The organism is Staphylococcus sp. GDX8P54P (genome assembly GCF_017893165.1).
In the GTDB taxonomy this organism is placed as follows: domain Bacteria; phylum Bacillota; class Bacilli; order Staphylococcales; family Staphylococcaceae; genus Staphylococcus; species Staphylococcus borealis.
Window position 1 is genome coordinate 1 of the sequence record NZ_JAESMM010000029.1, and the last position, 24,046, is coordinate 24,046.

The following is a 24,046-nucleotide window of genomic DNA, read 5'->3' on the forward strand; positions in this document are numbered from 1 at the left end:
AGAAGTTAAGATTCTTAGCGCCGATGGTAGCTGATTTACGTTCCGCTAGAATAGGACGTTGCCAGGCAAATCGTATGGATGTGATGAGTCGATATCGAGACCGTAAGGTCTCTTTTTTTTATGCTTAAAATTAAAATAAAAATTTAATGATATAAAGGTTGAACTAATAATTATCATCATGTAGTATATGTAATATATTGCATATAATAAATATATCTATAAGGAGAACGACTTACAATGAGAATTGGTTTATTATTAATAAGACTTATGTTAGGTATTACATTTACAATACATGGATCTCAAAAAGTATTTGGTGGATTTAAGGAACCGATGGCAATGATGTCTGATTTAGGTTTCCCTGCATTCTTAGGCATTATATTAGGGTTATTTGAGTTTATCGGGGGCATATTAATGGTCATAGGTTTATTTGCAAACTATGTTGCTGCTGGTTTCATTATAATTATGCTTGGCGCTTTATTTACAGTTCATCTAGCACATGGTTATATGGCTTCAGAACTTGTAATTATACTATTGGTAATGAGTATATCTGTAATGATTTCTTATAATTGGAAAAAATCACTTGAACTTTATTAAAAATCTGTATTTGCGAATAATTAGCAAATACATTTATGAAAATTCTACAGGCAAAGTAAAGTAGGAGTGGAACAATGAATTCATTATGAATTTATTATTCCACTCCTACTTTTTAATGACTATAAAGTTAATGCTTTGATTAAAATATCAGTATGCTCTTTAAGCTGATGATTGGGAATACCACCGAAACCAATAATAAACTTTGGGATTGGTTCAACTTGATCATCATAGTTGTAGATATTTAATTTCAATTTTAGTTCTTCCGCATTGTGTAGGCATTGAGACATGGTAAGTCCATTATTTACTGTTAGTGTGAAATGCATTCCTGTTAATGCGCCTTCAATGTTTAGTTGTTCCTTATAGGGTTCCAATCGCTGCAATATGTAATTTAGTTTTTCTCTATAAATTTTTCTCATTTTATTTAAATGACGTTCAAAACTTCCAGATGACATAAAATTCGCAATGATTTGTTGGATATGAACAGGGACGGTATTACTCTCTTTATAAGGCATAGATAAATAAGATTGTAATAATGTTTGAGGCAAAACGATATAAGCAATACGACAACTCGGATAAAGTGATTTTGAAAATGTACTAATATAGATTACTTTGTCTTTTTTATCTAAACTTTGTAAAGCGGGAATAGGTTTACCGTAATATCTGAATTCTGAATCATAATCATCTTCAATAATATATCTACTATGTTTCTGATGAGCCCATTTAATGAGTTGGGTACGTTTTTTTAAGTTCATGACATAGCCAGTTGGGAATTGGTGAGATGGTGTGATATATACAATATCATTATTAGAATTAAGTACGTCAGTCATGTTTATTCCGTCTTTCTCAACAGTTGCTTGAATATAATCGTGATTGTTTTTATCCAAAACATGTTTAATTGGTGGATAACTTGGTTTTTCTATTATGAATGACGATGTTTTAAGAATATCAGTAATCATGTTAAGTAATTGCTCAGTAGAAGACCCAATGATAATTTGATTTGGATGACATGACACACCTCTACTATTAAATAGATAATGTGCGATTTGTTGTCGTAAATTTAGTTCACCTTGTATGTCTCCTTTTTCTAAAAGCGCTAATTCATTATCTTCAAAGGCTTCCTTTGCAAATTTTCTAAATAGATTTAGAGGGAAATATTCGGCATCTATCTCTGCTAAATTAAATGCATACTTATATTGGTTAGTGTCAATTGGATTCGCTTCTGTTTCAATAGATGGGCTATTAACATTAATGACAGGGAGAGACTGTATATCAGATACATAATAGCCGGAGCGAGGTTTAGAGTATATAAAACCTTCATCTAAAAGTAGTTGATAGGCATGCTCAATAGTTGTATGGCTAAGTGATAAATGTTCACTTAATTGGCGCTTTGATGGAAATTTATCTTGTGTTTGATATTGACCTTCGATAATTTGATTTTTCAGCTGCTCATATAATGCTATATATAATTTTTGCTTTTTCATTTTAAACTGACCCCTAATTTTATAAATAAATTGTACCTTTTTAAATATCAGTTTATAACTTAAAATGAATTTAATCAAATGTGAAAAGGGGTTAATATTATGTCTAAAATCGTAGGATCAGATCGAGTTAAACGAGGAATGGCTGAAATGCAAAAAGGCGGCGTTATTATGGACGTTGTTAATGCAGAACAAGCTAAAATTGCTGAAGAAGCTGGCGCTGTTGCCGTTATGGCTTTGGAACGTGTACCATCTGACATCAGAGCAGCTGGTGGGGTAGCACGTAGCGCTAATCCTAAAATTGTTGAAGAAGTAATGAATGCTGTATCAATTCCAGTTATGGCAAAAGCACGTATCGGTCACATTACTGAAGCACGTGTATTAGAAGCTATGGGTGTAGATTATATTGATGAATCTGAAGTATTAACACCTGCAGACGAAGAATACCACTTAAGAAAAGATCAATTCACTGTTCCGTTTGTGTGTGGTTGCCGTAACTTAGGAGAAGCTGCACGTCGTATTGGTGAAGGTGCTGCGATGTTACGTACTAAAGGTGAACCGGGTACTGGTAATATTGTTGAAGCTGTTAGACATATGAGAAAAGTTAATTCAGAAGTTAGTCGTTTAGTTGTTATGAATGACGATGAAATTATGACTTATGCTAAAGAATTAGGTGCTCCATATGATGTGTTAAAACAAATTAAAGATCACGGACGCTTACCTGTTGTTAACTTTGCAGCTGGTGGTGTTGCTACACCTCAAGATGCTGCTTTAATGATGGAATTAGGTGCTGATGGTGTGTTTGTTGGTTCAGGTATTTTTAAATCAGAAGACCCTGAGAAATTTGCTAAAGCAATTGTTCAAGCTACGACGCATTACCAAGATTATGAACTTATCGGTAAATTAGCTTCAGAATTAGGCACAGCAATGAAAGGTTTAGATATTAATCAAATTTCATTAGAAGAACGTATGCAAGAGCGTGGTTGGTAATTTATGAAGATTGGTGTATTAGCATTGCAAGGTGCCGTACGTGAACACATTCGTCATATTGAACTTAGTGGTCATGAAGGTATTGCAGTTAAAAAGGTTGAACAATTAGAAGAAATAGATGGATTAATTCTTCCAGGTGGAGAATCTACTACACTAAGAAGATTAATGGATCTATATGGATTTAAAGAAAAGTTACAACAGTCTGATTTACCAATGTTTGGTACATGTGCAGGCCTTATCGTACTTGCGAAAGATGTCGAAGGTGAAACTGGCTATCTGAAAAAATTGAATATCACTGTTGAACGTAATTCATTTGGCAGACAAGTGGATAGTTTTGAAGCAGAGTTAGATATTCAAGGTATAGCTGAAGACATTGAAGGTGTATTTATTAGAGCACCTCATATTGCTAGTGTTGAAGAGGGCGTAGAAATATTAAGCACTGTGGGCGAAAAGATTGTTGCAGTCAAACAAGGAAAATATTTAGGCGTATCATTCCATCCTGAATTAACGGATGATTATAGAGTGACACAATACTTTATCGATCATATGGTCAAATAAAAAAGAATAGTAGGTAATGGAGAGACGCATTTGAGTGTTTCCATCTATGAAAATACCCTAGAACTTCTAATTGTCAGAAGTTCTAGGGTATTTAATTTCAATATTAGATAAAGAATCCAGCGATTGCTGCTGAAATAAATGATACTAATGTTGCCCCCAATAATAATTTAAGTCCAAAACGTGCTACGACGTCACCTTTTTCAGAGTTAAGTGATTTGATAGCACCTGAAATGATACCAATTGAACTGAAGTTAGCGAATGATACTAAGAATACTGATGTAACACCTTTAGCATGTTCAGAAATATCTTTTAAGTTTCCTAATGATTGCATTGCAACGAATTCATTAGATAATAATTTAGTTGCCATAATTGAACCAGATTTAACAGCATCTTCCCATGGTACACCAGCTAAAAATGCTAATGGTGCGAAGACAAATCCAATTAACGTTTGGAAATCCCATGTAATTGCGCCACCAGAAACAAAGCTGAAGATACCACTAACGATACCATTTAATAATGCGATGATGGCAATATAACCTATTAACATCGCACCAACGATTACTGCAACTTTGAACCCGTCTAAAATGTATTCTCCCAACATTTCAAAGAATGATTGCTTTTTAGTTTCGCTTTCGTCTACTAATAGTTTATCGTCTTCTTCATTAACTTTATAAGGATTGATGATAGAAGCAATAATGAAACCACCGAATAAGTTTAATACTACTGCTGTAACAACGTATTTAGGCTCAATCAATGTGAAGTAAGCACCGATAATTGACGCTGATACTGTCGACATTGCTGAAGCGGTTAATGTGTACAAACGTTGTTTAGGTATGTAAGGTAATTGTTGTTTTAATGAAATAAACACTTCCGATTGACCTAAGATTGCAGCAGCTACTGCGTTATAAGACTCTAAACGTCCCATACCATTAATTTTAGAGATTAAGAATCCTAAAACATTAATAATCCAAGGTAAGATTCGAGTGTATTGCAAGATACCAATTAATGCTGAAATAAATACAATTGGTAGTAATACGCTAAAGAAGAATGGTGGGTTTTTTGGATCGACAAATTTGAATCCGCCAAACACAAAGTTAACCCCTTCTGCAGCTTTTTGTAATAAGTAGTTAAATCCTTCCGAAATGCCCCCAATAACTGTAATACCTGCTGTCGTTTTTAATAAAATAAACGCAAATACAAGTTGGATGACTAATAAAAGACCAACATATTGCCAGCGAATATTTTTTCTGTCAGAGCTAAACAAAAATGCAAGTGCCAAAAAGAAAATTATCCCAATAATCCCAATAAGAATATGCATAATTCTACTCCTTTAAATTTTTCTTAATTAATATAATACATTAAATTCTTGCATGTAACATCATTATTTTAGAAAATTAAAAAACAAATTGGTTGAAAAAGGTCAAAGATGCTCATATAATATAGTCAAAGAAGGTCAAAAGAGGTGGTAAATCATGCACAACATGTCTGACATCATAGAACAGTACATTAAAAAGTTATTTGAAGAAAGTAATGAAGACGTGGTAGAAATTCAACGAGCTAACATTGCTCAACGTTTCGACTGTGTACCTTCTCAACTAAATTATGTTATTAAAACTAGATTCACAAATGAACATGGTTATGAAATAGAAAGTAAGCGTGGTGGCGGAGGTTATATCCGAATCACTAAAATTGAAAATAAAGATGCAACGGGGTATATTAATCACCTATTGCAAATCATTGGGCCATCTATTTCTCAACAACAAGCGTATTATATTATAGATGGTTTGCTAGATAAGGGACTCATCAGCGAAAGAGAAGCAAGAATGATTCAAGTAATCGTAGATCGCGAGACATTAAAAATGGACGTGGTTGCTCGAGATATCATTAGAGCCAACATATTAAAACGCGTATTACCAATCATTAATTATTATTAATAGAAAAGCGAGGTGTCTATGTGTGCTTTGTGAAAACTGTCATTTAAATGAAGCAGAGGTTAAACTCACAGTAAAAAGTAAAGAAGGCACTTCTGAGAAATGGGTATGTTCTATATGTGCGCAGGGTGAAAATCCTTGGCAACAAAATGAAAATACATCGCCACATTCTCAGTTTCAAGACGATATTGAAGAAGCTTTCGTCGTCAAACAAATATTGCAACATTTAGCAACTAAGCATGGAATTAATTTTCATGAAGTGGCTTTTCAAGAAGAGAAGCGATGTCCAACATGCAACATGACTTTAAAAGATATTGCACATGTAGGGAAATTTGGTTGTGCAAATTGTTATGCTACATTTAAAGATGACATTGTAGATATAGTAAGACGTGTGCAAGGTGGACAATTTGAGCACGTAGGTAAAACGCCTCGTTCTTCTCATAAGAAACTTGCCATCAAAAAACAAATCGAAGAAAAAACGAAGTATCTCAATGTATTAATTGATGAACAAAACTTTGAAGAAGCTGCTATCGTTAGAGACGAAATAAAAGCATTGAAAGACGAGAGCGGGGTGGAACGCAATGAGTGATATGAATACGCATATCAGTGAATGGATGAAACAAACAGAAGAATCTCCAATTGTGATGTCTTCCAGAATCCGAGTAGCTAGAAATTTAGAAAATCATGTCCATCCACTCATGTTTCCCTCAGAACAAGATGGCTTTAGAGTGATAAATGAAGTGCAAGATGTATTGCCTGATTTGTCTCTCATGCGTTTAGATACAATGGATCAACAAAACAAAATGAAACTTGTTGCTAAACATTTAATTAGTCCTGAACTTATTAAACAACCGGCATCAGCAGTGTTATTAAATGAAGACGAATCGATCAGCATTATGATTAATGAAGAAGACCATATACGCATACAAGCAATGGGAAATGATTTGTCATTACATGATTTATATAACAAAGCGAGTGATATTGATGATACGTTAGATCAATCGCTAGACATTAGTTATGATGAACATTTAGGGTATTTAACAACATGCCCAACTAATATTGGTACAGGTATGAGAGCAAGTGTGATGCTACATTTACCAGGGTTATCCATCATGAAACGTATGAATCGTATTGCACAGACCATTAATCGTTTTGGTTTTACGATTCGAGGTATATATGGAGAAGGCTCGCAAGTTTATGGCCATATCTATCAAATCTCAAACCAATTAACACTTGGTAAAACTGAAGAAGAAATTATAGATAATTTAACTGAAGTTGTTCAACAAATTATAAATGAAGAAATGCAAATTCGTGAACGCTTAACGCATTATAATGAATTGGAAACGTTAGACCGTGTTTATCGGTCATTGGGTATCTTACAGAACAGTCGAATTATTTCAATGGAAGAAGCTTCCTATCGTTTAAGTGAAGTGAAATTAGGTATTGATTTAGGGTATTTAACATTGAAAGACTTTCAATTTAATGAATTAATGGTGAGTATTCAATCAGCGTTTATTTATAACGATGAAGATGAAACAATCTCTGTAAATGAGAAGAGAGCAGATATATTAAGAGAATATACACAATAGGAGGTAAGAAATATATGCTATTTGGTAGATTAACTGAACGTGCACAACGTGTCTTAGCACATGCGCAAGAAGAAGCTATACGTTTAAATCATTCTAATATAGGTACAGAACACTTACTACTTGGCTTAATGAAAGAGCCAGAAGGTATAGCCGCTAAAGTATTAGAGAGTTTCAATATTACCGAAGACAAAGTGATTGAAGAGGTTGAGAAATTAATCGGCCATGGACAAGATCAAACAGGAACATTGCATTATACACCTAGAGCCAAGAAGGTAATTGAACTTTCAATGGACGAAGCTAGAAAGTTACATCATAATTTTGTAGGTACAGAACATATTTTACTAGGTTTAATTCGTGAAAATGAGGGCGTAGCTGCGCGTGTATTTGCTAATCTAGATTTAAATATTACAAAAGCGCGTGCTCAAGTGGTTAAAGCATTAGGAAGTCCTGAAATGAGCAATAAAAACGCTACAGCAAATAAATCAAATAATACACCTACATTAGATGGATTAGCACGTGATTTAACTGTGATTGCCAAAGATGGAACACTAGATCCTGTTGTGGGTAGAGACAAAGAAATTACGCGTGTGATTGAAGTATTGAGTCGTCGTACTAAAAATAACCCAGTACTAATTGGCGAACCTGGGGTAGGTAAAACTGCAATTGCAGAAGGTCTTGCACAGGCGATTGTTAATAATGAAGTGCCTGAAACATTAAAAGATAAACGTGTCATGTCACTTGATATGGGAACAGTTGTAGCAGGTACTAAATATCGTGGTGAATTTGAAGAACGTTTGAAAAAAGTAATGGAAGAAATCCATCAAGCTGGTAACGTTATTCTATTTATTGATGAATTGCACACATTAGTTGGTGCTGGAGGTGCAGAAGGCGCAATTGATGCATCAAATATATTAAAACCAGCATTAGCTCGTGGTGAATTACAATGTATTGGTGCTACAACATTAGATGAATACCGTAAAAACATCGAGAAAGATGCAGCGTTAGAACGTCGTTTCCAACCAATTCAAGTTGATGAACCTTCTGTTGAAGATACAATCGCAATTTTAAAAGGATTACGAGATCGTTATGAAGCGCATCATCGTATTAATATTTCTGATGAAGCACTTGAAGCAGCTGCTAAATTAAGTGATCGCTATATATCTGATCGTTTCTTGCCTGACAAAGCAATTGATTTAATTGACGAAGCAAGTTCAAAAGTAAGACTGAAAAGTCATACAACACCTAACAACTTGAAAGAAATTGAGCAAGAAATTGAAAAAGTGAAAAATGAAAAAGACGCTGCAGTTCACGCTCAAGAATTCGAAAATGCGGCTAATTTACGTGATAAACAAACGAGACTTGAAAAACAATATGAAGATGCTAAAAATGAATGGCAAACAACGCAAGGTGATAAGTCTACATCACTATCTAAAGAAGATATTGGCGAAGTGATTGCAGGCTGGACAGGCATACCACTTACAAAAATCAATGAAACAGAGTCAGACCGATTATTGAATCTTGAACAAACATTACATGATAGAGTGATTGGTCAAAATGACGCTGTAACATCTATAAGTAAAGCAGTACGTCGTGCACGTGCAGGATTGAAAGACCCTAAACGTCCAATCGGTAGCTTTATCTTCTTAGGACCAACTGGTGTAGGTAAGACGGAACTAGCTAGAGCGTTAGCAGAATCAATGTTTGGCGAAGAAGATGCAATGATTCGTGTTGATATGAGTGAGTTTATGGAAAAACATGCAGTGAGCCGTTTAGTTGGAGCGCCTCCTGGCTACGTAGGTCATGATGAAGGTGGCCAATTAACTGAAAAAGTTAGACGTAAACCTTATTCAGTTATTTTATTTGATGAAATTGAAAAGGCACATCCAGATGTGTTTAACATCTTATTACAAGTGTTAGATGATGGTCATCTAACGGATACTAAAGGACGTCAAGTTGATTTCCGTAATACTGTGATTATTATGACATCAAATGTTGGTGCACAAGAATTACAAGATCAACGCTTTGCAGGTTTCGGTGGTGGCTCTGACGGTCATGACTATGAAACGATTCGCAAGACAATGATGAAAGAATTGAAAAATTCATTCCGTCCAGAATTCTTAAACCGTGTAGACGACATCATCGTATTCCATAAACTTTCTAAAGATGAATTGAAAGAAATTGTTACAATGATGGTTAATAAATTAACACAACGTCTTTCTGAACAAGATATTAATATTGTAGTAACCGACAAAGCGAAAGAGAAAATTGCGGAAGAAGGTTATGATCCAGAGTATGGTGCACGTCCATTAATCAGAGCGATTCAAAAAACAGTTGAAGATAACTTAAGTGAATTAATTTTAGATGGCAACCAAATCGAAGGTAAAGAAGTCGTTATTGATCATGATGGCGATGAATTCAAATATAATATCAACGAAAAAAATAATAATGTTTCAGATTCAGACGAAGATAGTGACGTAACTGAAACAGAAGTATAATTTAATAAAATGATCGTTAGGCCTAGCTATTTTTTAGGATAGAAATAGTATAGGGCTATAACGCAAAGTACGTGCTAACTAATGAAGGTGAGATAATGTTTATATAGTACGTTTCTTAGCACTCGTCATTTATCTGGGAGTGGGACATGAATTCGTAATGGATTCTGTTCCACTCCTATTACTTTTTGAAATATAATGTAGTGATTTCAACTGAAATAAAATGATTATCTATATACATCATTTTGAACAATAAATAGCAACATATTTATATAAAATGCTTAAGTTTACATTTGTCATTGTGCAACGTTACATATAAAATAGATTTGTTCAAAGAAAAATCGGAGGTGCAATTTTGGCCAAAAAGAAAGTGATTTTTGAGTGTATGGCTTGTGGCTATCAATCTCCAAAATGGATGGGAAAATGTCCTAATTGTGGTTCATGGAATCAAATGGAGGAAATTGTTGAAAAAGCTTCAAATCCCAAACACGGCGTTAAGACATCAACATCTAGCGCAAAGGTCCAGAAATTAAATGATATTAAGAATGAAGTAACGCCAAGAGTTCAGACAGAATCAAAGGAATTTAACCGCGTTTTAGGTGGTGGTATTGTAAGTGGTTCTTTAGTGTTAATAGGTGGAGATCCTGGTATTGGGAAATCAACACTATTACTACAAATTTGTGCATCACTATCACAAAAATTAAATGTACTGTATATTACGGGTGAAGAATCACTTAATCAAACTAAATTACGGGCTGATCGTTTAGATGAAGATTCTAGTAATTTAAACGTGCTGGCAGAAACGGATTTAGAAGTGATATATCAAACGGTTCAACAAGCACAGCCAGATATTTTAGTGGTCGATTCGATCCAAACCATATATCATCCAGAGATTAGTTCGGCACCTGGCTCTGTATCTCAAGTTCGAGAAAGCACGCAGAGTTTGATGAATATTGCCAAACAAATGAATATCGCCACATTTATCGTTGGTCATGTAACCAAAGAAGGTCAAATTGCAGGACCGCGTTTATTAGAACATATGGTTGATACTGTGTTGTACTTTGAAGGAGATGAGCATCATGCTTATCGTATCTTGAGAGCAGTTAAGAACCGTTTTGGTTCTACTAATGAAATGGGCATATTTGAAATGAAACAAAGCGGATTGAAAGGGGTACATAATCCATCAGAAATGTTCTTGGAAGAGCGGTCTACTAATGTGCCTGGATCAACGATTGTAGCAACGATGGAAGGTACGCGACCATTGCTAATAGAAGTTCAAGCGTTAGTGACACCTACCACATTTAATAACCCTAGACGGATGGCTACAGGAATTGATCATAATCGTTTGAGTTTATTAATGGCAGTATTAGAGAAAAAGGAAAATTATTTATTACAACAACAGGATGCTTATATTAAAGTGGCAGGTGGTGTTCGATTAACAGAACCAGCAGTTGATTTAAGCGTTATTGTAGCGACAGCTTCAAGTTTCAAAGATAAAGCAGTGGATGGACTTGATTGTTATATTGGAGAAGTAGGTTTGACTGGTGAAGTGAGACGTGTTTCTCGAATTGAGCAACGTGTTCAAGAAGCGGCTAAATTAGGGTTTGAACGAGTTGTAATTCCACAAACCAATATTGGTGGATGGCAATTCCCTGAAGGTATTAAAGTAGTAGGCGTCTCTACTGTACATGAGGCACTTAAATATGCTTTTAAAGCGTAACATAAGCTGAAAAAGAGGTGAGACTTTTGAAAGTATTAAAAGGCATTGTAATCATTATATATATTATCTTAGGTATGGCACTTGGTATTTTGCTAATACCTGAAATACTCAAAGATTTTAATATTAATGGTTATCCATTTTTAAATAATTATTATATTGACGGCTTAATAGGTATCATAGTATTTTTCTTGATTTTTGGCTTCTTTATTAATAAAGTAACAAGAACTTTCAAAGCCGTTGAACATTGGATTATGCAACGTAGCGCAGTTGAAATTTTATTTGCAACACTCGGACTTATCATTGGCCTATTTATTTCAGTAATGGCCTCGTTTATTCTAGAAATGATTGGAAATACGATACTGAATCATCTTATACCACTTATTATTACTTTATTGCTATGTTATTTAGGCTTCCAATTTGGTTTGAAGAAGCGTGACGAAATGCTCATGTTCTTGCCAGAAAACATGGCGCGTTCTATGTCTAAAAGTAATATTAGTGCCGTACCTAAACTATTAGACACAAGCGCAATTATCGATGGTCGTATCTTAGATGTCATTCGATGTGGTTTTATCGATGGCGAAATACTTATTCCGCAAGGTGTCATTAATGAACTTCAAGTCGTTGCTGATGCGAATGATAGCGTGAAGCGTGAAAAAGGGCAACGTGGATTAGATATATTAAATGGATTATATGATTTAGATTATCCGACACGTGTGATACATCCACAAAAGTCTCACAGTGATATCGATGAACTATTAGTGAAATTAGCACAGAAATATCATGCGCATGTGATTACTACCGATTTTAATTTAAATAAAGTATGTCACGTTCAAGGAATTAAAGCGTTGAATGTGAATGACTTGTCTGAAGCAATTAAACCAAATGTACATCAAGGCGATCGCATTAATATTCTATTGACTAAAATGGGTAAAGAACCGGGTCAAGGTGTTGGCTATTTAGATGACGGTACAATGGTAGTAGTTGATAATGCGAAACCACTTGTTGGTAAGCATGTAGACTTAGAGGTCATCAGTTTATTGCAAACATCGTCAGGTCGTATTATTTTCGCTAAAAAAGTTGACGATTCGGAATCATGATTCATAGAATATGTTTGATAATGACAATAAAATATGTGTAAAAGACTAGGTTTCATGTGAAACGCTAAATGTTGAGCGTACGCTTTTCAAATAGCAAAGCATGAAACCTATTTATGTAATGTGACTGAATGTGCAACTAAGTGTGGTAAGTGGAAACATGTGACTTATCAAAGTATTGATTTAATGCTACAATAATGAAGAAATGCGAACTTTTATCTAAGATGAATGTAAAGTGGAAAGTTATTCGGAAACACGTCTAAAATGATAGTTTGGAATAACTTTTTTCTAATGGTTTGAAGATGTTTCTGAATGGTGTATGACTGCTCGGTTAAATTACAGAGCGCGTCACCTATATTAGATAAAGCGTATGAATTCGATGGTAAAACAGAATTAATAATTATAGGAGTGAATACGATGAGTGAACGCATTAGAGTGAGATATGCGCCAAGTCCAACTGGATATTTACACATTGGTAATGCAAGAACTGCATTATTTAACTATTTATTTGCTAAACATTACGATGGTGATTTCGTAGTGCGTATTGAAGATACAGATAGTAAACGTAATCTTGAAGATGGTGAGTCATCTCAATTTGATAATTTGAAATGGTTAGGTTTAGATTGGGATGAATCTATCGATAAAGATAAAGGTTATGGTCCTTATCGTCAATCTGAACGCGGTGACATCTATAACCCACTTATCCAGCAATTATTGGATGAAGATAAAGCTTATAAATGTTATATGACTGAAGAAGAACTTGAAAAAGAGCGTGAAGAACAAATCGCACGTGGTGAAATGCCTCGTTATGGTGGCCAACACGCACATTTAACTGAAGAGGAACGTCAACAATTTGAAGCTGAAGGACGACGCCCATCAATTAGATTCCGTGTGCCTCAAGATCAAACGTATACGTTTAATGACATGGTGAAAGGTGAAATTTCATTCGATTCAAATAACATAGGAGATTGGGTTATCGTTAAAAAAGACGGCATACCTACGTATAATTTTGCTGTAGCCATCGATGATCACTATATGGAAATTTCTGATGTTATTCGTGGGGATGACCATGTTTCTAACACACCTAAACAACTTATGATTTATGAAGCGTTTGGTTGGGAACCACCACGCTTTGGTCATATGTCATTAATTGTTAATGAAGAACGCAAAAAATTAAGTAAACGTGATGGTCAAATTTTACAATTTATCGAGCAATATCGTGACTTAGGTTACTTACCAGAAGCATTATTTAACTTTATTACTTTATTAGGTTGGTCTCCAGAAGGCGAAGAAGAAATCTTTTCTAAAGAAGAATTTATTAAGATCTTTGATGAGAAACGTCTTTCTAAATCACCAGCAATGTTCGATAGACAAAAATTAGCTTGGGTTAATAACCAATATATGAAAACGAAAGATACGGATACTGTATTTGAACTTGCATTACCGCATCTTATCAAAGCTAATTTAATCCCAGAATCTCCAAGTGAAGCTGATAGAGAATGGGGTCGCAAATTAGTTGCACTTTACCAAAAAGAAATGAGTTATGCAGGCGAAATTGTACCGTTATCTGAAATGTTCTTCCATGAAATGCCTGAATTAGGTGAAGAAGAGCAAGAGGTTATTAATGGGGAACAAGTACCAGAATTAATGTCACATCTATATGGTAAATTAGAAGCTTTAGAACCATTTGAAGCGGGTGACATCAAAAAGACAATTAAAGAAGTACAAAAAGAAACAGGTATTAAAGGTAAACAATTATTCATGCCAATTCGTGTTGCCGTAACAGGTCAAATGCATGGTCCTGAATTACCAAATACTATTGAAGTACTAGGTAAAGACAAAGTATTATCACGATTAAAAAAATACGTGTAAATGGTGTAAAGCATATACGTGAACAAGATGAACATTTCATTTAGCTAACACTTGAAATTTTACATTAAAGCAAATATGATAAAGTTAAACATGGCAAAGTCATGTTAATATTGATATTACAAGCGCAAAGGATTAGTAAATATTAGACTATGATTTCAGAGAGTGTACGGTCGCTGCGAGTACACCATAGACGATATTGAATGCACCTTTGTTTGATTAACTAAATAAAGTAAATGAGTATGATAAAGTTAACTTTCTCACCTATCGGTAGGGTGAAGGACTCGCTTAATTTTATCTAGAATACAGAGTGGAACCGTGCAGTAGCGCCTCTAGCATCTTAGTGTTAGGGGCGCTATTTTGTTTATCTATTATGTATGTCAGTAGTGTGTATATTGATTTTGATAAATTTTTAACTTTTTAAAAAACTGAGGGGGCGACAGTCTTGATAAAAAGAATTAGAGACGATGTGAAAATGGTGTTTGAACAAGACCCAGCAGCGCGTACAACATTTGAGGTGATTACAACTTATGCTGGATTACATGCAGTATGGAGTCATCTAATTGCGCATAAACTTTATAATAAAAAACGTTATGTACTTGCGAGAATCATATCTCAAGTATCACGTTTCTTTACAGGGATTGAAATACATCCAGGTGCTAAAATTGGCAAACGCTTATTCATAGACCATGGTATGGGCGTTGTCATTGGTGAAACTTGTACAATTGGTGATAATGTAACTATTTATCAAGGTGTCACATTAGGTGGTACAGGTAAAGAAAAAGGGAAACGTCATCCTGATATAGGCGATAACGTATTAATCGCAGCTGGGTCAAAAGTGCTAGGTAATATTCAAATTGATTCAAATGTAAATATTGGTGCGAATTCAGTAGTATTACAATCTGTTCCAAGTTATACGACTGTCGTCGGTATTCCGGGACATATTGTTAAACAAGAAGGTAAACGTATTGGTAAAACATTTGATCATCGTAATTTACCTGACCCATTATTTGAACAAATTAAGCAACTAGAAAAGCAACTAGAAAAAGCTAAGAACGGAGAGATTAAAGATGATTACATTATATAATACTTTGACACGTCAAAAAGAGACATTTGAACCGATCGAACCAGGTAAGGTGAAAATGTATGTTTGCGGTCCGACGGTATACAATTACATTCATATTGGTAATGCGCGTCCAGCTATTAATTATGATGTGGTGCGTAGATATTTCGAATATAAAGGGTATGAAGTGATTTATGTTTCAAATTTCACTGATGTAGACGATAAATTAATTAACCGTTCGAAAGAATTGAATGAGAGTGTGCCAGATATTGCAGATAAATATATTAAAGCATTTTATGAAGATGTTGGCGCATTAAATGTTAAGAAAGCTACTTCAAATCCTCGTGTAATGAATCATATGGACGAAATTATTGATTTTATTAAAGATTTAGTTGACGACGGTTATGCCTACGAGAGTGATGGCGATGTATACTTTAGAACGCGTCAATTTGAGGGGTACGGTAAATTAAGTCATCAGTCATTAGATGATTTAAAAGTAGGCGCAAGAATTGAAGCTGGAGAACAAAAAGAAGATGCGCTAGATTTCACATTATGGAAAAAAGCAAAACCTGGTGAAATTAGTTGGGAAAGTCCTTTTGGTGAAGGACGTCCAGGTTGGCATATTGAATGTTCTGTAATGGCGTTTCACGAATTAGGTAAAACAATTGATATTCATGCCGGTGGTTCTGATTTACAATTCCCACATCATGAAAATGAGATTGCCCAATCAGAAGCACATAATCACGCGCCATTCGCAAATTACTGGATGCATAACGGCTTTATAAATATTGATAACGAAAAAATGAGTAAATCATTAGGTAACTTTATTTTAGTTCATGACATCATTAAAGAAGTAGATCCTGATGTATTGCGATTCTTTATGATTAGCGTACATTATAGAAGTCCTATTAATTATAACTTAGAACTGGTTAATGCAGCTAAGAGTGGTTTAGAGCGTATCCGAAATAGTTATCAATTGATAGAAGAACGTGAAACGATTGCGACAGATATTGTTGACCAATCTAATTATATTGACCAAATCGATGCTATTTTAGAACAATTTGAGACTGTTATGGATGATGATTTCAATACTGCCAACGCAGTTACTGCTTGGTATGATTTGTCTAAACTTGCGAATAAATACGTTTTAGAAAACAATACATCTACGCAAGTCATTTCAAGATTTAAAGAAGTTTATCAAATATTCAGTGATGTGCTCGGTGTGCCACTTAAAGGTAATGAATCAGATATGTTACTTGATGAAGATATTGAAAAACTCATCGAAGAACGTAATGAAGCGCGTAAAAATAAAGACTTTGCACGTGCAGATGAAATTAGAGATATGCTTAAAGAACAAAATATTATACTAGAAGATACGCCACAAGGTGTACGCTTTAAACGTGGATAGTATGGATATTAAATTATTAAATCCTTTAACATTAGCCTACATGGGTGACGCAGTATTGGACCAGCACGTGCGTGAATATATTGTTCTTAAATTACAAAGTAAGCCCAATCGATTACATCAAGTTTCGAAAAGTTATGTGTCTGCTAAAAGTCAGGCACAAACTTTAGAAACATTGTTTGAAATGAATTGGTTCACTGATGAAGAACAAGACATTGTTAAAAGAGGTCGCAATGCCAAAAGTCACACTAAGGCTAAAAATACAGATATTCAAACTTACCGTAAAAGTTCTGGGTTAGAAGCAGTCATTGGATTTTTATATTTAGATCATCAAGAAGAAAGATTGAAAAATTTACTTGATATGATTGTACAAACAGTCAATGAAAGGTAGTGAAGACAGTGGAAGATATCGTAATTGTCGGTAGACATGCTGTTAAAGAAGCGATTGTTTCTGGCCATACAATTAATAAAATTTGGATTCAAGAAGGTATTAGAAAGCAACAAATTAATGATATTTTACAAAATGCAAAAGCACAAAAATTAATTGTGCAAACTGTGCCAAAATCCAAATTAGATAATTTAGCAAATGCACCTCATCAAGGTGTCGCTGCACTGATTGCCCCATATGAATATGCGGATTTTGATCAATTTATACAATCGCAAAAAGATAAAGAAGGTTTATCAACGGTTGTAATTTTAGACGGATTGGAAGACCCACATAACTTAGGTTCAATATTAAGAACGGCAGATGCTAGTGGTGTTGATGGTGTTATTATCCCTAAAAGACGTTCAGTTGCGCTGACACAAACTGTAGCTAAAGCATCCACTGGTGCGATCCAACACGTTCCGGTTATGCGTGTTACAAATTTAGCTAAAACCATTGATGAATTAAAGGAACATGGCTACTGGGTGGCTGGTGCTGAAGCGGATAATGCCACAGACTATAGAGATATGGCGGCGGATATGCCATTAGCTATCGTTATAGGTAGTGAAGGTCAAGGTATGAGTAGATTAGTTAAAGATAAATGTGATTTTTACATCAAGATACCAATGGTTGGACATGTGAATAGTCTTAATGCATCTGTAGCTGCGAGTCTAATGATGTATGAGGTCTATCGTAAACGTCACCAAATTGAGGACAACGCATGAAAGATAGATATTTAATTATTGATGGCTACAATATGATTGGACAGTCACCGGAACTCGGTAAGATTGCAAAGCATAATTTGCAAGAAGCACGCGAACAATTATTAGATGCCATTGCTAACTATAATGCTGTTGTCGCTGATGAAGTTGTATGTGTGTTTGATGCATATGAACAATCAGGTATAGAAAGAGAATACATTTATCATGGTGTAAAAACAGTGTTTACTAAAGAAAAAGAAACAGCAGATAGCTATATCGAACGTTATGTTTATAACCTATATAACAAACACACAACACATATTACCGTTGTAACGAGTGATATGAGTGAGCAACATGCCATATTTGGTGCTGGCGCATATCGAGTATCTTCGAGAGAAATGTGGCGTGATTTAAAAGAGAATGAAATCACGGTCAGTAAGTCTTTGGATAATTTCACAGAAAGTAAACCGAGAACTCGAATTTCATTATCAAATGATGTATTAGCAGAATTTGAAAAAATAAGACGCGGGAATCATAACAAAGATTGAAATTGCCCACTTGTCTTTTGAAAATAACATCGTATAAACTTTCTCTAACTTAATTTGAAAGGGAAGGTTTATGGCGCATCAATTCAAACAACTAGAGGAGACATTTAAAGCGTTTCAAAATAGTCATTGCAGTCTCGAACGAGAAAGATTATTTATAGAAATAGTAAATCATATACAACCGAAGCTTATTCAAAAGTTTAAAAGTTCTAGAGTGCAGAATGAAGAAATAGAAGATTTAGTACAAGAATCACTAATCAGAATTTACTTAGCACTCCATACATTTGATTTTAGTACGAATGTTCCTTTCGAACACTATTTAAACTGTATTGTACGTTCAATGCGAAATGATTTTTGGAGAAGAAAGTATACCGAAATGAATAAACGAGATAGTATGATTAATGACTATGTCATCGAATATAGATTGAACCAATCTATCAAACGTATTGAAGAAGCATGTATGTTACATGAGCAACGTAAAATGCTTACGCGTAGTTTAACAGCACTAAGTCAGTTTGAACGTTGTGTAGCACAATTACTAATGTCTGATTATACGCCTAATGAAATTGCGAAACATTTAGGTATTAAAGATAAAGTGGTTTACAATAGTATTCAACGTTGTAAAATAAAAATGAAGTGTTATTTATTGAAGCATCATTCGTAAGTTGTAATAGCATTTATATAGCGGTGCTAGTTTGACATTTAATGTTTGATTTATGTATAGTATACTGGTATTAAAATGAGCAAAGGTGAACTGAATTGAAAAAAGTACCTTTAATTTGTGAAGTTTGTGGTACAAGAAACTATAATGTACCGAAAAAAGAAACTTCTGCAACGAGATTAGAATTAAAAAAATATTGTTCGAGATGTAATGCGCATACGATTCACAAAGAGTCTAAATAATAGTGAAACGATTACTATTAGAGGTAGCGGTTAACTAACTGTGAGTATGGAGGTAATTTTGATGGCTAAAGATAAGGGCACAAACAAAGAAAAAGATAGTTTCTTCCAAGGCGTTAAAAGTGAAATGGAAAAAACAAGTTGGCCAACAAAAGAAGAACTTTTTAAATATACTGTAATTGTAGTTTCTACAGTAATCTTCTTTATGGTCTTTTTCTGGGTGTTAGATATAGGTATTGGTAATTTAATTGAATTATTTAGATAAGAATAAGGAGTGACAACATGTCTGAAGAGGTTGGCGCAAAGCGTTGGTATGCTGTGCATACGTATTCTGGATATGAAAACAAGGTTAAGAAGAATTTAGAAAAAAGAGTAGAATCAATGAATATGACAGAACAGATTTTTAGAGTTGTCATACCTGAAGAGGAAGAAACACAAGTTAAAGATGGGAAAGCTAAAAAACTACTTAAAAAAACATTCCCTGGTTATGTACTTGTAGAATTAGTAATGACTGATGAATCTTGGTATGTAGTACGTAATACACCAGGTGTTACAGGATTCGTTGGTTCAGCTGGTGCAGGCTCTAAACCAAATCCATTACTTCCTGAAGAAATGAGATTCATCTTGAAACAAATGGGATTGAAAGAAAAAACAATTGATGTTGAATTAGATGTCGGTGAACAAGTTCGTATTAAATCTGGACCATTTGCTAATCAAGTAGGAGAAGTTCAAGAGATTGAACCTGACAAGTTCAAATTAACAGTATTGGTTGATATGTTCGGAAGAGAAACACCAGTTGAAGTTGAATTTGATCAAATCGAAAAATTATAATCAAGTAATTATGGAAAAATATTGAACAACTAAAAAGATGAAATTTTACTATTGCTTTTTAAGTTGGTTCAGTGTTAAAATAATGTGGTCGCGTTTTTATAGCGCTCATTTCGTCACGAAATGTTTATGAGTGGGAGGGCAAAACTGAGCCCTGTGACCACATCACGATATCAAGGAGGTGCACATCGTGGCTAAAAAAGTAGAAAAAGTAGTTAAATTACAAATTCCTGCAGGTAAAGCGAACCCAGCACCACCAGTTGGTCCAGCATTAGGTCAAGCAGGTGTGAACATCATGGGATTCTGTAAAGAATTCAACGCACGTACGCAAGAACAAGCAGGTTTAATCATTCCGGTAGAAATCAGTGTTTATGAAGATCGTTCATTTACATTCATTACTAAAACTCCACCGGCTCCAGTACTACTTAAAAAAGCAGCTGGCGTAGAAAAAGGTTCTGGTGAACCTAACAAAACTAAAGTTGCTACAGTAACTAAAGATCAAGTACGTGAAATTGCTCAAACTAAAATGCAAGACTTAAACGCTGCAGACGAAGAAGCAGCTATGCGTATTATCGAAGGTACTGCACGTAGTATGGGTATCACTGTACAATAATTAAAGAATATTAAGTTAGTTTAATTTTGAAATAAACTGATAGACGATAGCAGGTAACAGAAATGACAACGACAATATTGTCTATGATTGGTCTGGGTGACTAGTAATTTCTTAGGAGATTGCTCAAACATTAGACATTCATCTGTTATCTGCTCTTAACTTGTGTTAGACACAAGTAAGCGTGGGAGGAAATTCCGCTAAAACCACTAAAGGAGGAACAATAAATGGCTAAAAAAGGTAAAAAGTATCAAGAAGCAGCTAATAAAGTTGATCGTACTAAACACTATAGTGTTGAAGAAGCAATCAGCTTAGCTAAAGAAACAAGCATTGCTAACTTTGACGCATCAGTTGAAGTTGCTTTCCGTTTAGGAATTGATACACGTAAAAATGACCAACAAATCCGTGGTGCAGTAGTGTTACCAAACGGAACTGGTAAATCACAACGTGTATTAGTATTTGCTAAAGGTGACAAAATCACTGAAGCAGAAGAAGCAGGCGCAGATTACGTAGGTGAATCTGAATACGTACAAAAAATCCAACAAGGTTGGTTCGACTTTGACGTAGTAGTAGCTACTCCAGACATGATGGGCGAAGTTGGTAAATTAGGTCGTGTATTAGGACCTAAAGGTTTAATGCCAAACCCTAAAACTGGTACAGTAACTATGGACGTTAAAAAAGCTGTTGAAGAAATCAAAGCTGGTAAAGTTGAATACCGTGCTGAAAAAGCTGGTATTGTACATGCTTCAATCGGTAAAGTTTCATTTAGCGATGAAAAATTAGTAGAAAACTTCAAAACGTTACAAGATGTTTTAGCTAAAGCTAAACCATCATCAGCTAAAGGTACTTACTTCAAATCTGTTGCTGTAACTACAACAATGGGTCCTGGAGTTAAAGTTGATACTTCATCATTCAAATTATAATTAAGTGTAAACTTATTGAAAATAGAACCTGTGACTTTTTGAAAGTCGCAGGTTATTTTTATGTATAGATATAAATTAAGTTCTGTAAAAGTGTCGCATGAAAATGATGCGTAAAACATCTGTATGCACAGGCTATTAAAAGCCATCTATATACATTAGTGGTCGTATGTGGATTTAACATAACGCTTAATTTCTACAATGCCTATAACTTTTGCTCGGTTGATTACAAAAAAATTGAAAAAGTTATTGACATATTACAACAATGAGGTTATATTATTTATTGTGATTATTTTACCTAAGACAGTAGGAGTTAACCATTAACTTAAAACATCATCCTGCCGAGGCTAAAATTGACTTGAACGTGTGATCATATAAATGATCTTTCAAGCGCTTTTTGCCGTGGGTAGAAAGTGCTTTTTTTATTGAGAAATTTAAAAAGCACCAAAAATAAAAATGGAGGTGTCTGAATGTCTGCTATTATCGAAGCTAAAAAACAACAAGTTGATGTTATTGCTGAACAACTTAAAAATTCAGTTTCAACTGTTATCGTCGACTACCGTGGCTTAACTGTTGCAGAAGTAACTGAATTACGTTCACAATTACGTGAAGCTGGTGTTGAATATAAAGTTTATAAAAACACTATGGTTCGTCGTGCAGCTGAACAAGCAGGTATCGAAGGCTTAGATGAATTCTTAACAGGTCCTACAGCTGTTGCAACTTCAACTGAAGATGTAGTAGCACCAGCGAAAGTTATCGCAGGATTTGCTAAAGAACATGAAGCTTTAGAAATCAAAACAGGCGTTATGGAAGGTAACCTTATTTCAGCAGAAGAAGTTAAAACTGTTGGTTCATTACCTTCACACGATGGTCTTGTTTCTATGCTTTTATCAGTATTACAAGCTCCAGTACGCAACTTTGCTTATGCGGTTAAAGCTGTTGGAGAACAAAAAGAAGAAAGCGCTGAATAATTGCGCATAAAATTTTAAAATAATTGGAGGAAATATAAAATGGCTAATCAAGAACAAATCATTGAAGCAATTAAAGAAATGTCAGTATTAGAATTAAACGATTTAGTAAAAGCAATTGAAGAAGAATTTGGTGTAACAGCAGCAGCTCCTGTAGCAGCAGCTGGTGCAGCTGGTGGCGGAGACGCAGCAGCAGAAAAAACTGAATTTGACGTTGAGTTAACTTCAGCTGGATCTTCAAAAATCAAAGTTGTTAAAGCAGTTAAAGAAGCAACTGGCTTAGGCTTAAAAGATGCTAAAGAATTAGTAGATAACGCTCCTAAAGTAATCAAAGAAGGCGTTGCTAAAGAAGAAGCTGAAAAACTTAAAGAACAATTAGAAGAAGTTGGAGCTACTGTAGAATTAAAATAATTCTAGTATCTTAACTTAATATCGAAAGTTAGTGTATTCGATGTATTTATAACAATACATTGATATAATTAACTTGAATTCTTTGAGAAATTAAAACCCCGTTATCACGATAACGGGGTTTTACTTCATTTTCTAGTAAAATAAAGATGAACAATGAAAAAAGAGGTGGCGTTATGGGACACTATTATGATGAAAATCCTGATGTACAAAGTGATGAAAGAGTCATTCACTATCATTACCATCAACATCAATTAAATCTAACTACAGATGCAGGCGTATTCTCAAAAGCGCAAGTAGATTTTGGATCAGATACTTTAGTACAAACCTTTTTAAATGAACATCCTCCTGGTCCAAGTAAAGCAATTGCTGATGTCGGGTGTGGCTATGGTCCGATTGGATTAATGATTGCTAAAGTTTCACCACATCATCAAATTACCATGGTTGATGTTAATCATCGTGCGTTAAGTCTTGCTGAAAAGAATAAAAAAGCAAATCAAATTGATAACGTCATTATTAAGGAAAGCGATGGTCTATCGCAATTGAAGGATTGTCTTTTCGATTATGTGTTAACAAATCCTCCTATTAGAGCTGGAAAAGAAGTTGTTCATCGTATTTTCGAAGAAGCATATCAACAGCTCAATGCTCAAGGTGAGTTGTACGTTGTGATTCAAAAGAAACAGGGTATGCCTTCTGCTAAGAAGAAAATGGAAGAGATTTTTAATAATGTCGAAATTGTTAATAAGAACAAGGGATACTACATTTTGAAAAGCCGAAAAGGTTGATTTCAAAGTTGTATTCTGATATAGTTATAAAATGTAAAAATTTATGTTCAATAAGTGTGTACTTTTACGCGAAAAGAGTATGATAAACAAGAATAAACGTAGAATCGAAAATGGTGTCATCAACTGTGTTGCCGTTTTCTTTTTGTCTTGTTATACGAAATTTTCATGCGTATT

26 protein-coding genes and 1 other annotated feature are annotated in these 24,046 nt (G+C 34.5%); of the genes, 24 read left to right on the forward strand and 2 right to left on the reverse strand.

The window, feature by feature from the left end; genetic code table 11:
* The first annotated feature begins 237 nt into the window (after positions 1-237).
* Positions 238-594, forward strand: a complete 357-nt coding sequence (locus KA909_RS10250) for a DoxX family protein (RefSeq protein ID WP_193839738.1) — start codon at positions 238-240, stop codon at positions 592-594.
* A 119-nt stretch (positions 595-713) separates the two neighbouring features.
* On the opposite strand, the gene pdxR is transcribed toward KA909_RS10250, so the two are convergent.
* Positions 714-2,075, reverse strand: a complete 1,362-nt coding sequence (pdxR, locus tag KA909_RS10255; RefSeq protein ID WP_193839737.1) for a MocR-like pyridoxine biosynthesis transcription factor PdxR — start codon at positions 2,073-2,075, stop codon at positions 714-716.
* Between the two features lie 99 nt (positions 2,076-2,174).
* On the opposite strand from pdxR, the gene pdxS reads away from it, so the two are divergent.
* Complete coding sequence (pdxS, locus tag KA909_RS10260) at positions 2,175-3,062, forward strand: pyridoxal 5'-phosphate synthase lyase subunit PdxS (protein WP_070854640.1); 888 nt, start codon at positions 2,175-2,177, stop codon at positions 3,060-3,062.
* Between the two features lie 3 nt (positions 3,063-3,065).
* Complete coding sequence (gene pdxT, locus KA909_RS10265) at positions 3,066-3,620, forward strand: pyridoxal 5'-phosphate synthase glutaminase subunit PdxT (RefSeq protein ID WP_193839736.1); 555 nt, start codon at positions 3,066-3,068, stop codon at positions 3,618-3,620.
* A gap of 103 nt (positions 3,621-3,723) precedes the next feature.
* Here pdxT and KA909_RS10270 read toward each other — a convergent pair whose 3' ends face one another.
* A complete protein-coding gene (locus KA909_RS10270; protein WP_053030996.1) occupies positions 3,724-4,938 on the reverse strand; it encodes a NupC/NupG family nucleoside CNT transporter in 1,215 nt (404 codons plus the stop codon).
* A 154-nt stretch (positions 4,939-5,092) separates the two neighbouring features.
* Here KA909_RS10270 and KA909_RS10275 point away from each other — a divergent pair, with 154 nt between their 5' ends.
* The 21 genes from KA909_RS10275 (at position 5,093) to KA909_RS10375 (ending at position 23,872) form a co-directional block, all read left to right on the forward strand.
* Positions 5,093-5,554, forward strand: coding sequence for a CtsR family transcriptional regulator (locus KA909_RS10275; protein ID WP_053030998.1), 462 nt, complete (start codon positions 5,093-5,095; stop codon positions 5,552-5,554).
* 22 nt (positions 5,555-5,576) lie between these two features.
* Positions 5,577-6,140 carry a UvrB/UvrC motif-containing protein gene (locus KA909_RS10280; protein WP_053031000.1) on the forward strand — a complete coding sequence of 188 codons (564 nt, stop codon included), beginning with the start codon at positions 5,577-5,579 and terminating at the stop codon, positions 6,138-6,140.
* The gene (locus KA909_RS10285) at positions 6,133-7,140 is read left to right on the forward strand and encodes a protein arginine kinase (protein WP_210130180.1); all 1,008 of its coding nucleotides are present in this window, start codon (positions 6,133-6,135) and stop codon (positions 7,138-7,140) included. The genes KA909_RS10280 and KA909_RS10285 overlap by 8 nt, the downstream gene beginning before the upstream one ends.
* A gap of 14 nt (positions 7,141-7,154) precedes the next feature.
* Complete coding sequence (locus tag KA909_RS10290; protein WP_210130181.1) at positions 7,155-9,635, forward strand: ATP-dependent Clp protease ATP-binding subunit; 2,481 nt, start codon at positions 7,155-7,157, stop codon at positions 9,633-9,635.
* A 352-nt stretch (positions 9,636-9,987) separates the two neighbouring features.
* Positions 9,988-11,352: a DNA repair protein RadA gene (gene radA / locus KA909_RS10295; RefSeq protein WP_053031005.1), complete on the forward strand. Its 1,365-nt coding sequence runs from the start codon at positions 9,988-9,990 to the stop codon at positions 11,350-11,352.
* Between the two features lie 74 nt (positions 11,353-11,426).
* Positions 11,427-12,449 carry a PIN/TRAM domain-containing protein gene (locus KA909_RS10300; protein ID WP_398577043.1) on the forward strand — a complete coding sequence of 341 codons (1,023 nt, stop codon included), beginning with the start codon at positions 11,427-11,429 and terminating at the stop codon, positions 12,447-12,449.
* A gap of 414 nt (positions 12,450-12,863) precedes the next feature.
* Positions 12,864-14,318: a glutamate--tRNA ligase gene (gene gltX, locus KA909_RS10305; protein WP_156305013.1), complete on the forward strand. Its 1,455-nt coding sequence runs from the start codon at positions 12,864-12,866 to the stop codon at positions 14,316-14,318.
* Between the two features lie 442 nt (positions 14,319-14,760).
* Positions 14,761-15,402 carry a serine O-acetyltransferase gene (gene cysE, locus KA909_RS10310; protein ID WP_070854635.1) on the forward strand — a complete coding sequence of 214 codons (642 nt, stop codon included), beginning with the start codon at positions 14,761-14,763 and terminating at the stop codon, positions 15,400-15,402.
* A complete protein-coding gene (cysS, locus tag KA909_RS10315) occupies positions 15,386-16,786 on the forward strand; it encodes a cysteine--tRNA ligase (protein WP_053031010.1) in 1,401 nt (466 codons plus the stop codon). Before cysE ends, cysS begins: the two co-directional genes overlap by 17 nt.
* A gap of 1 nt (position 16,787) precedes the next feature.
* Positions 16,788-17,174, forward strand: a complete 387-nt coding sequence (locus tag KA909_RS10320; RefSeq protein ID WP_107630137.1) for a Mini-ribonuclease 3 — start codon at positions 16,788-16,790, stop codon at positions 17,172-17,174.
* Between the two features lie 8 nt (positions 17,175-17,182).
* Positions 17,183-17,932 carry a 23S rRNA (guanosine(2251)-2'-O)-methyltransferase RlmB gene (gene rlmB / locus KA909_RS10325; protein ID WP_070854632.1) on the forward strand — a complete coding sequence of 250 codons (750 nt, stop codon included), beginning with the start codon at positions 17,183-17,185 and terminating at the stop codon, positions 17,930-17,932.
* Positions 17,929-18,456: an NYN domain-containing protein gene (locus tag KA909_RS10330; protein ID WP_210130182.1), complete on the forward strand. Its 528-nt coding sequence runs from the start codon at positions 17,929-17,931 to the stop codon at positions 18,454-18,456. The genes rlmB and KA909_RS10330 overlap by 4 nt, the downstream gene beginning before the upstream one ends.
* A gap of 70 nt (positions 18,457-18,526) precedes the next feature.
* Positions 18,527-19,117 (forward strand): sigma-70 family RNA polymerase sigma factor, encoded by a 591-nt coding sequence (locus tag KA909_RS10335; RefSeq protein ID WP_193839731.1) that lies wholly within the window; start codon positions 18,527-18,529, stop codon positions 19,115-19,117.
* Positions 19,118-19,212: 95 nt separating this feature from the next.
* Entirely contained in the window at positions 19,213-19,356 is a 144-nt protein-coding gene (rpmG, locus tag KA909_RS10340) for a 50S ribosomal protein L33 (protein ID WP_080365550.1), read from the forward strand.
* A 61-nt stretch (positions 19,357-19,417) separates the two neighbouring features.
* Positions 19,418-19,618 carry a preprotein translocase subunit SecE gene (secE, locus tag KA909_RS10345; protein WP_011276726.1) on the forward strand — a complete coding sequence of 67 codons (201 nt, stop codon included), beginning with the start codon at positions 19,418-19,420 and terminating at the stop codon, positions 19,616-19,618.
* Between the two features lie 17 nt (positions 19,619-19,635).
* The gene (gene nusG / locus KA909_RS10350) at positions 19,636-20,184 is read left to right on the forward strand and encodes a transcription termination/antitermination protein NusG (RefSeq protein WP_053031020.1); all 549 of its coding nucleotides are present in this window, start codon (positions 19,636-19,638) and stop codon (positions 20,182-20,184) included.
* Between the two features lie 187 nt (positions 20,185-20,371).
* Entirely contained in the window at positions 20,372-20,794 is a 423-nt protein-coding gene (gene rplK / locus KA909_RS10355) for a 50S ribosomal protein L11 (RefSeq protein ID WP_001832298.1), read from the forward strand.
* A 224-nt stretch (positions 20,795-21,018) separates the two neighbouring features.
* Entirely contained in the window at positions 21,019-21,714 is a 696-nt protein-coding gene (gene rplA, locus KA909_RS10360; RefSeq protein ID WP_053031022.1) for a 50S ribosomal protein L1, read from the forward strand.
* Between the two features lie 276 nt (positions 21,715-21,990).
* Positions 21,991-22,143, forward strand: a sequence feature (ribosomal protein L10 leader region).
* Positions 22,144-22,181: 38 nt separating this feature from the next.
* On the forward strand, positions 22,182-22,682 hold the full coding sequence (gene rplJ / locus KA909_RS10365; protein WP_053031024.1) for a 50S ribosomal protein L10: 501 nt from the start codon (positions 22,182-22,184) through the stop codon (positions 22,680-22,682).
* 39 nt (positions 22,683-22,721) lie between these two features.
* Complete coding sequence (rplL, locus tag KA909_RS10370) at positions 22,722-23,090, forward strand: 50S ribosomal protein L7/L12 (protein WP_011276720.1); 369 nt, start codon at positions 22,722-22,724, stop codon at positions 23,088-23,090.
* Between the two features lie 173 nt (positions 23,091-23,263).
* Complete coding sequence (locus KA909_RS10375; protein WP_193839921.1) at positions 23,264-23,872, forward strand: class I SAM-dependent methyltransferase; 609 nt, start codon at positions 23,264-23,266, stop codon at positions 23,870-23,872.
* The last annotated feature ends 174 nt before the right edge of the window (positions 23,873-24,046 follow it).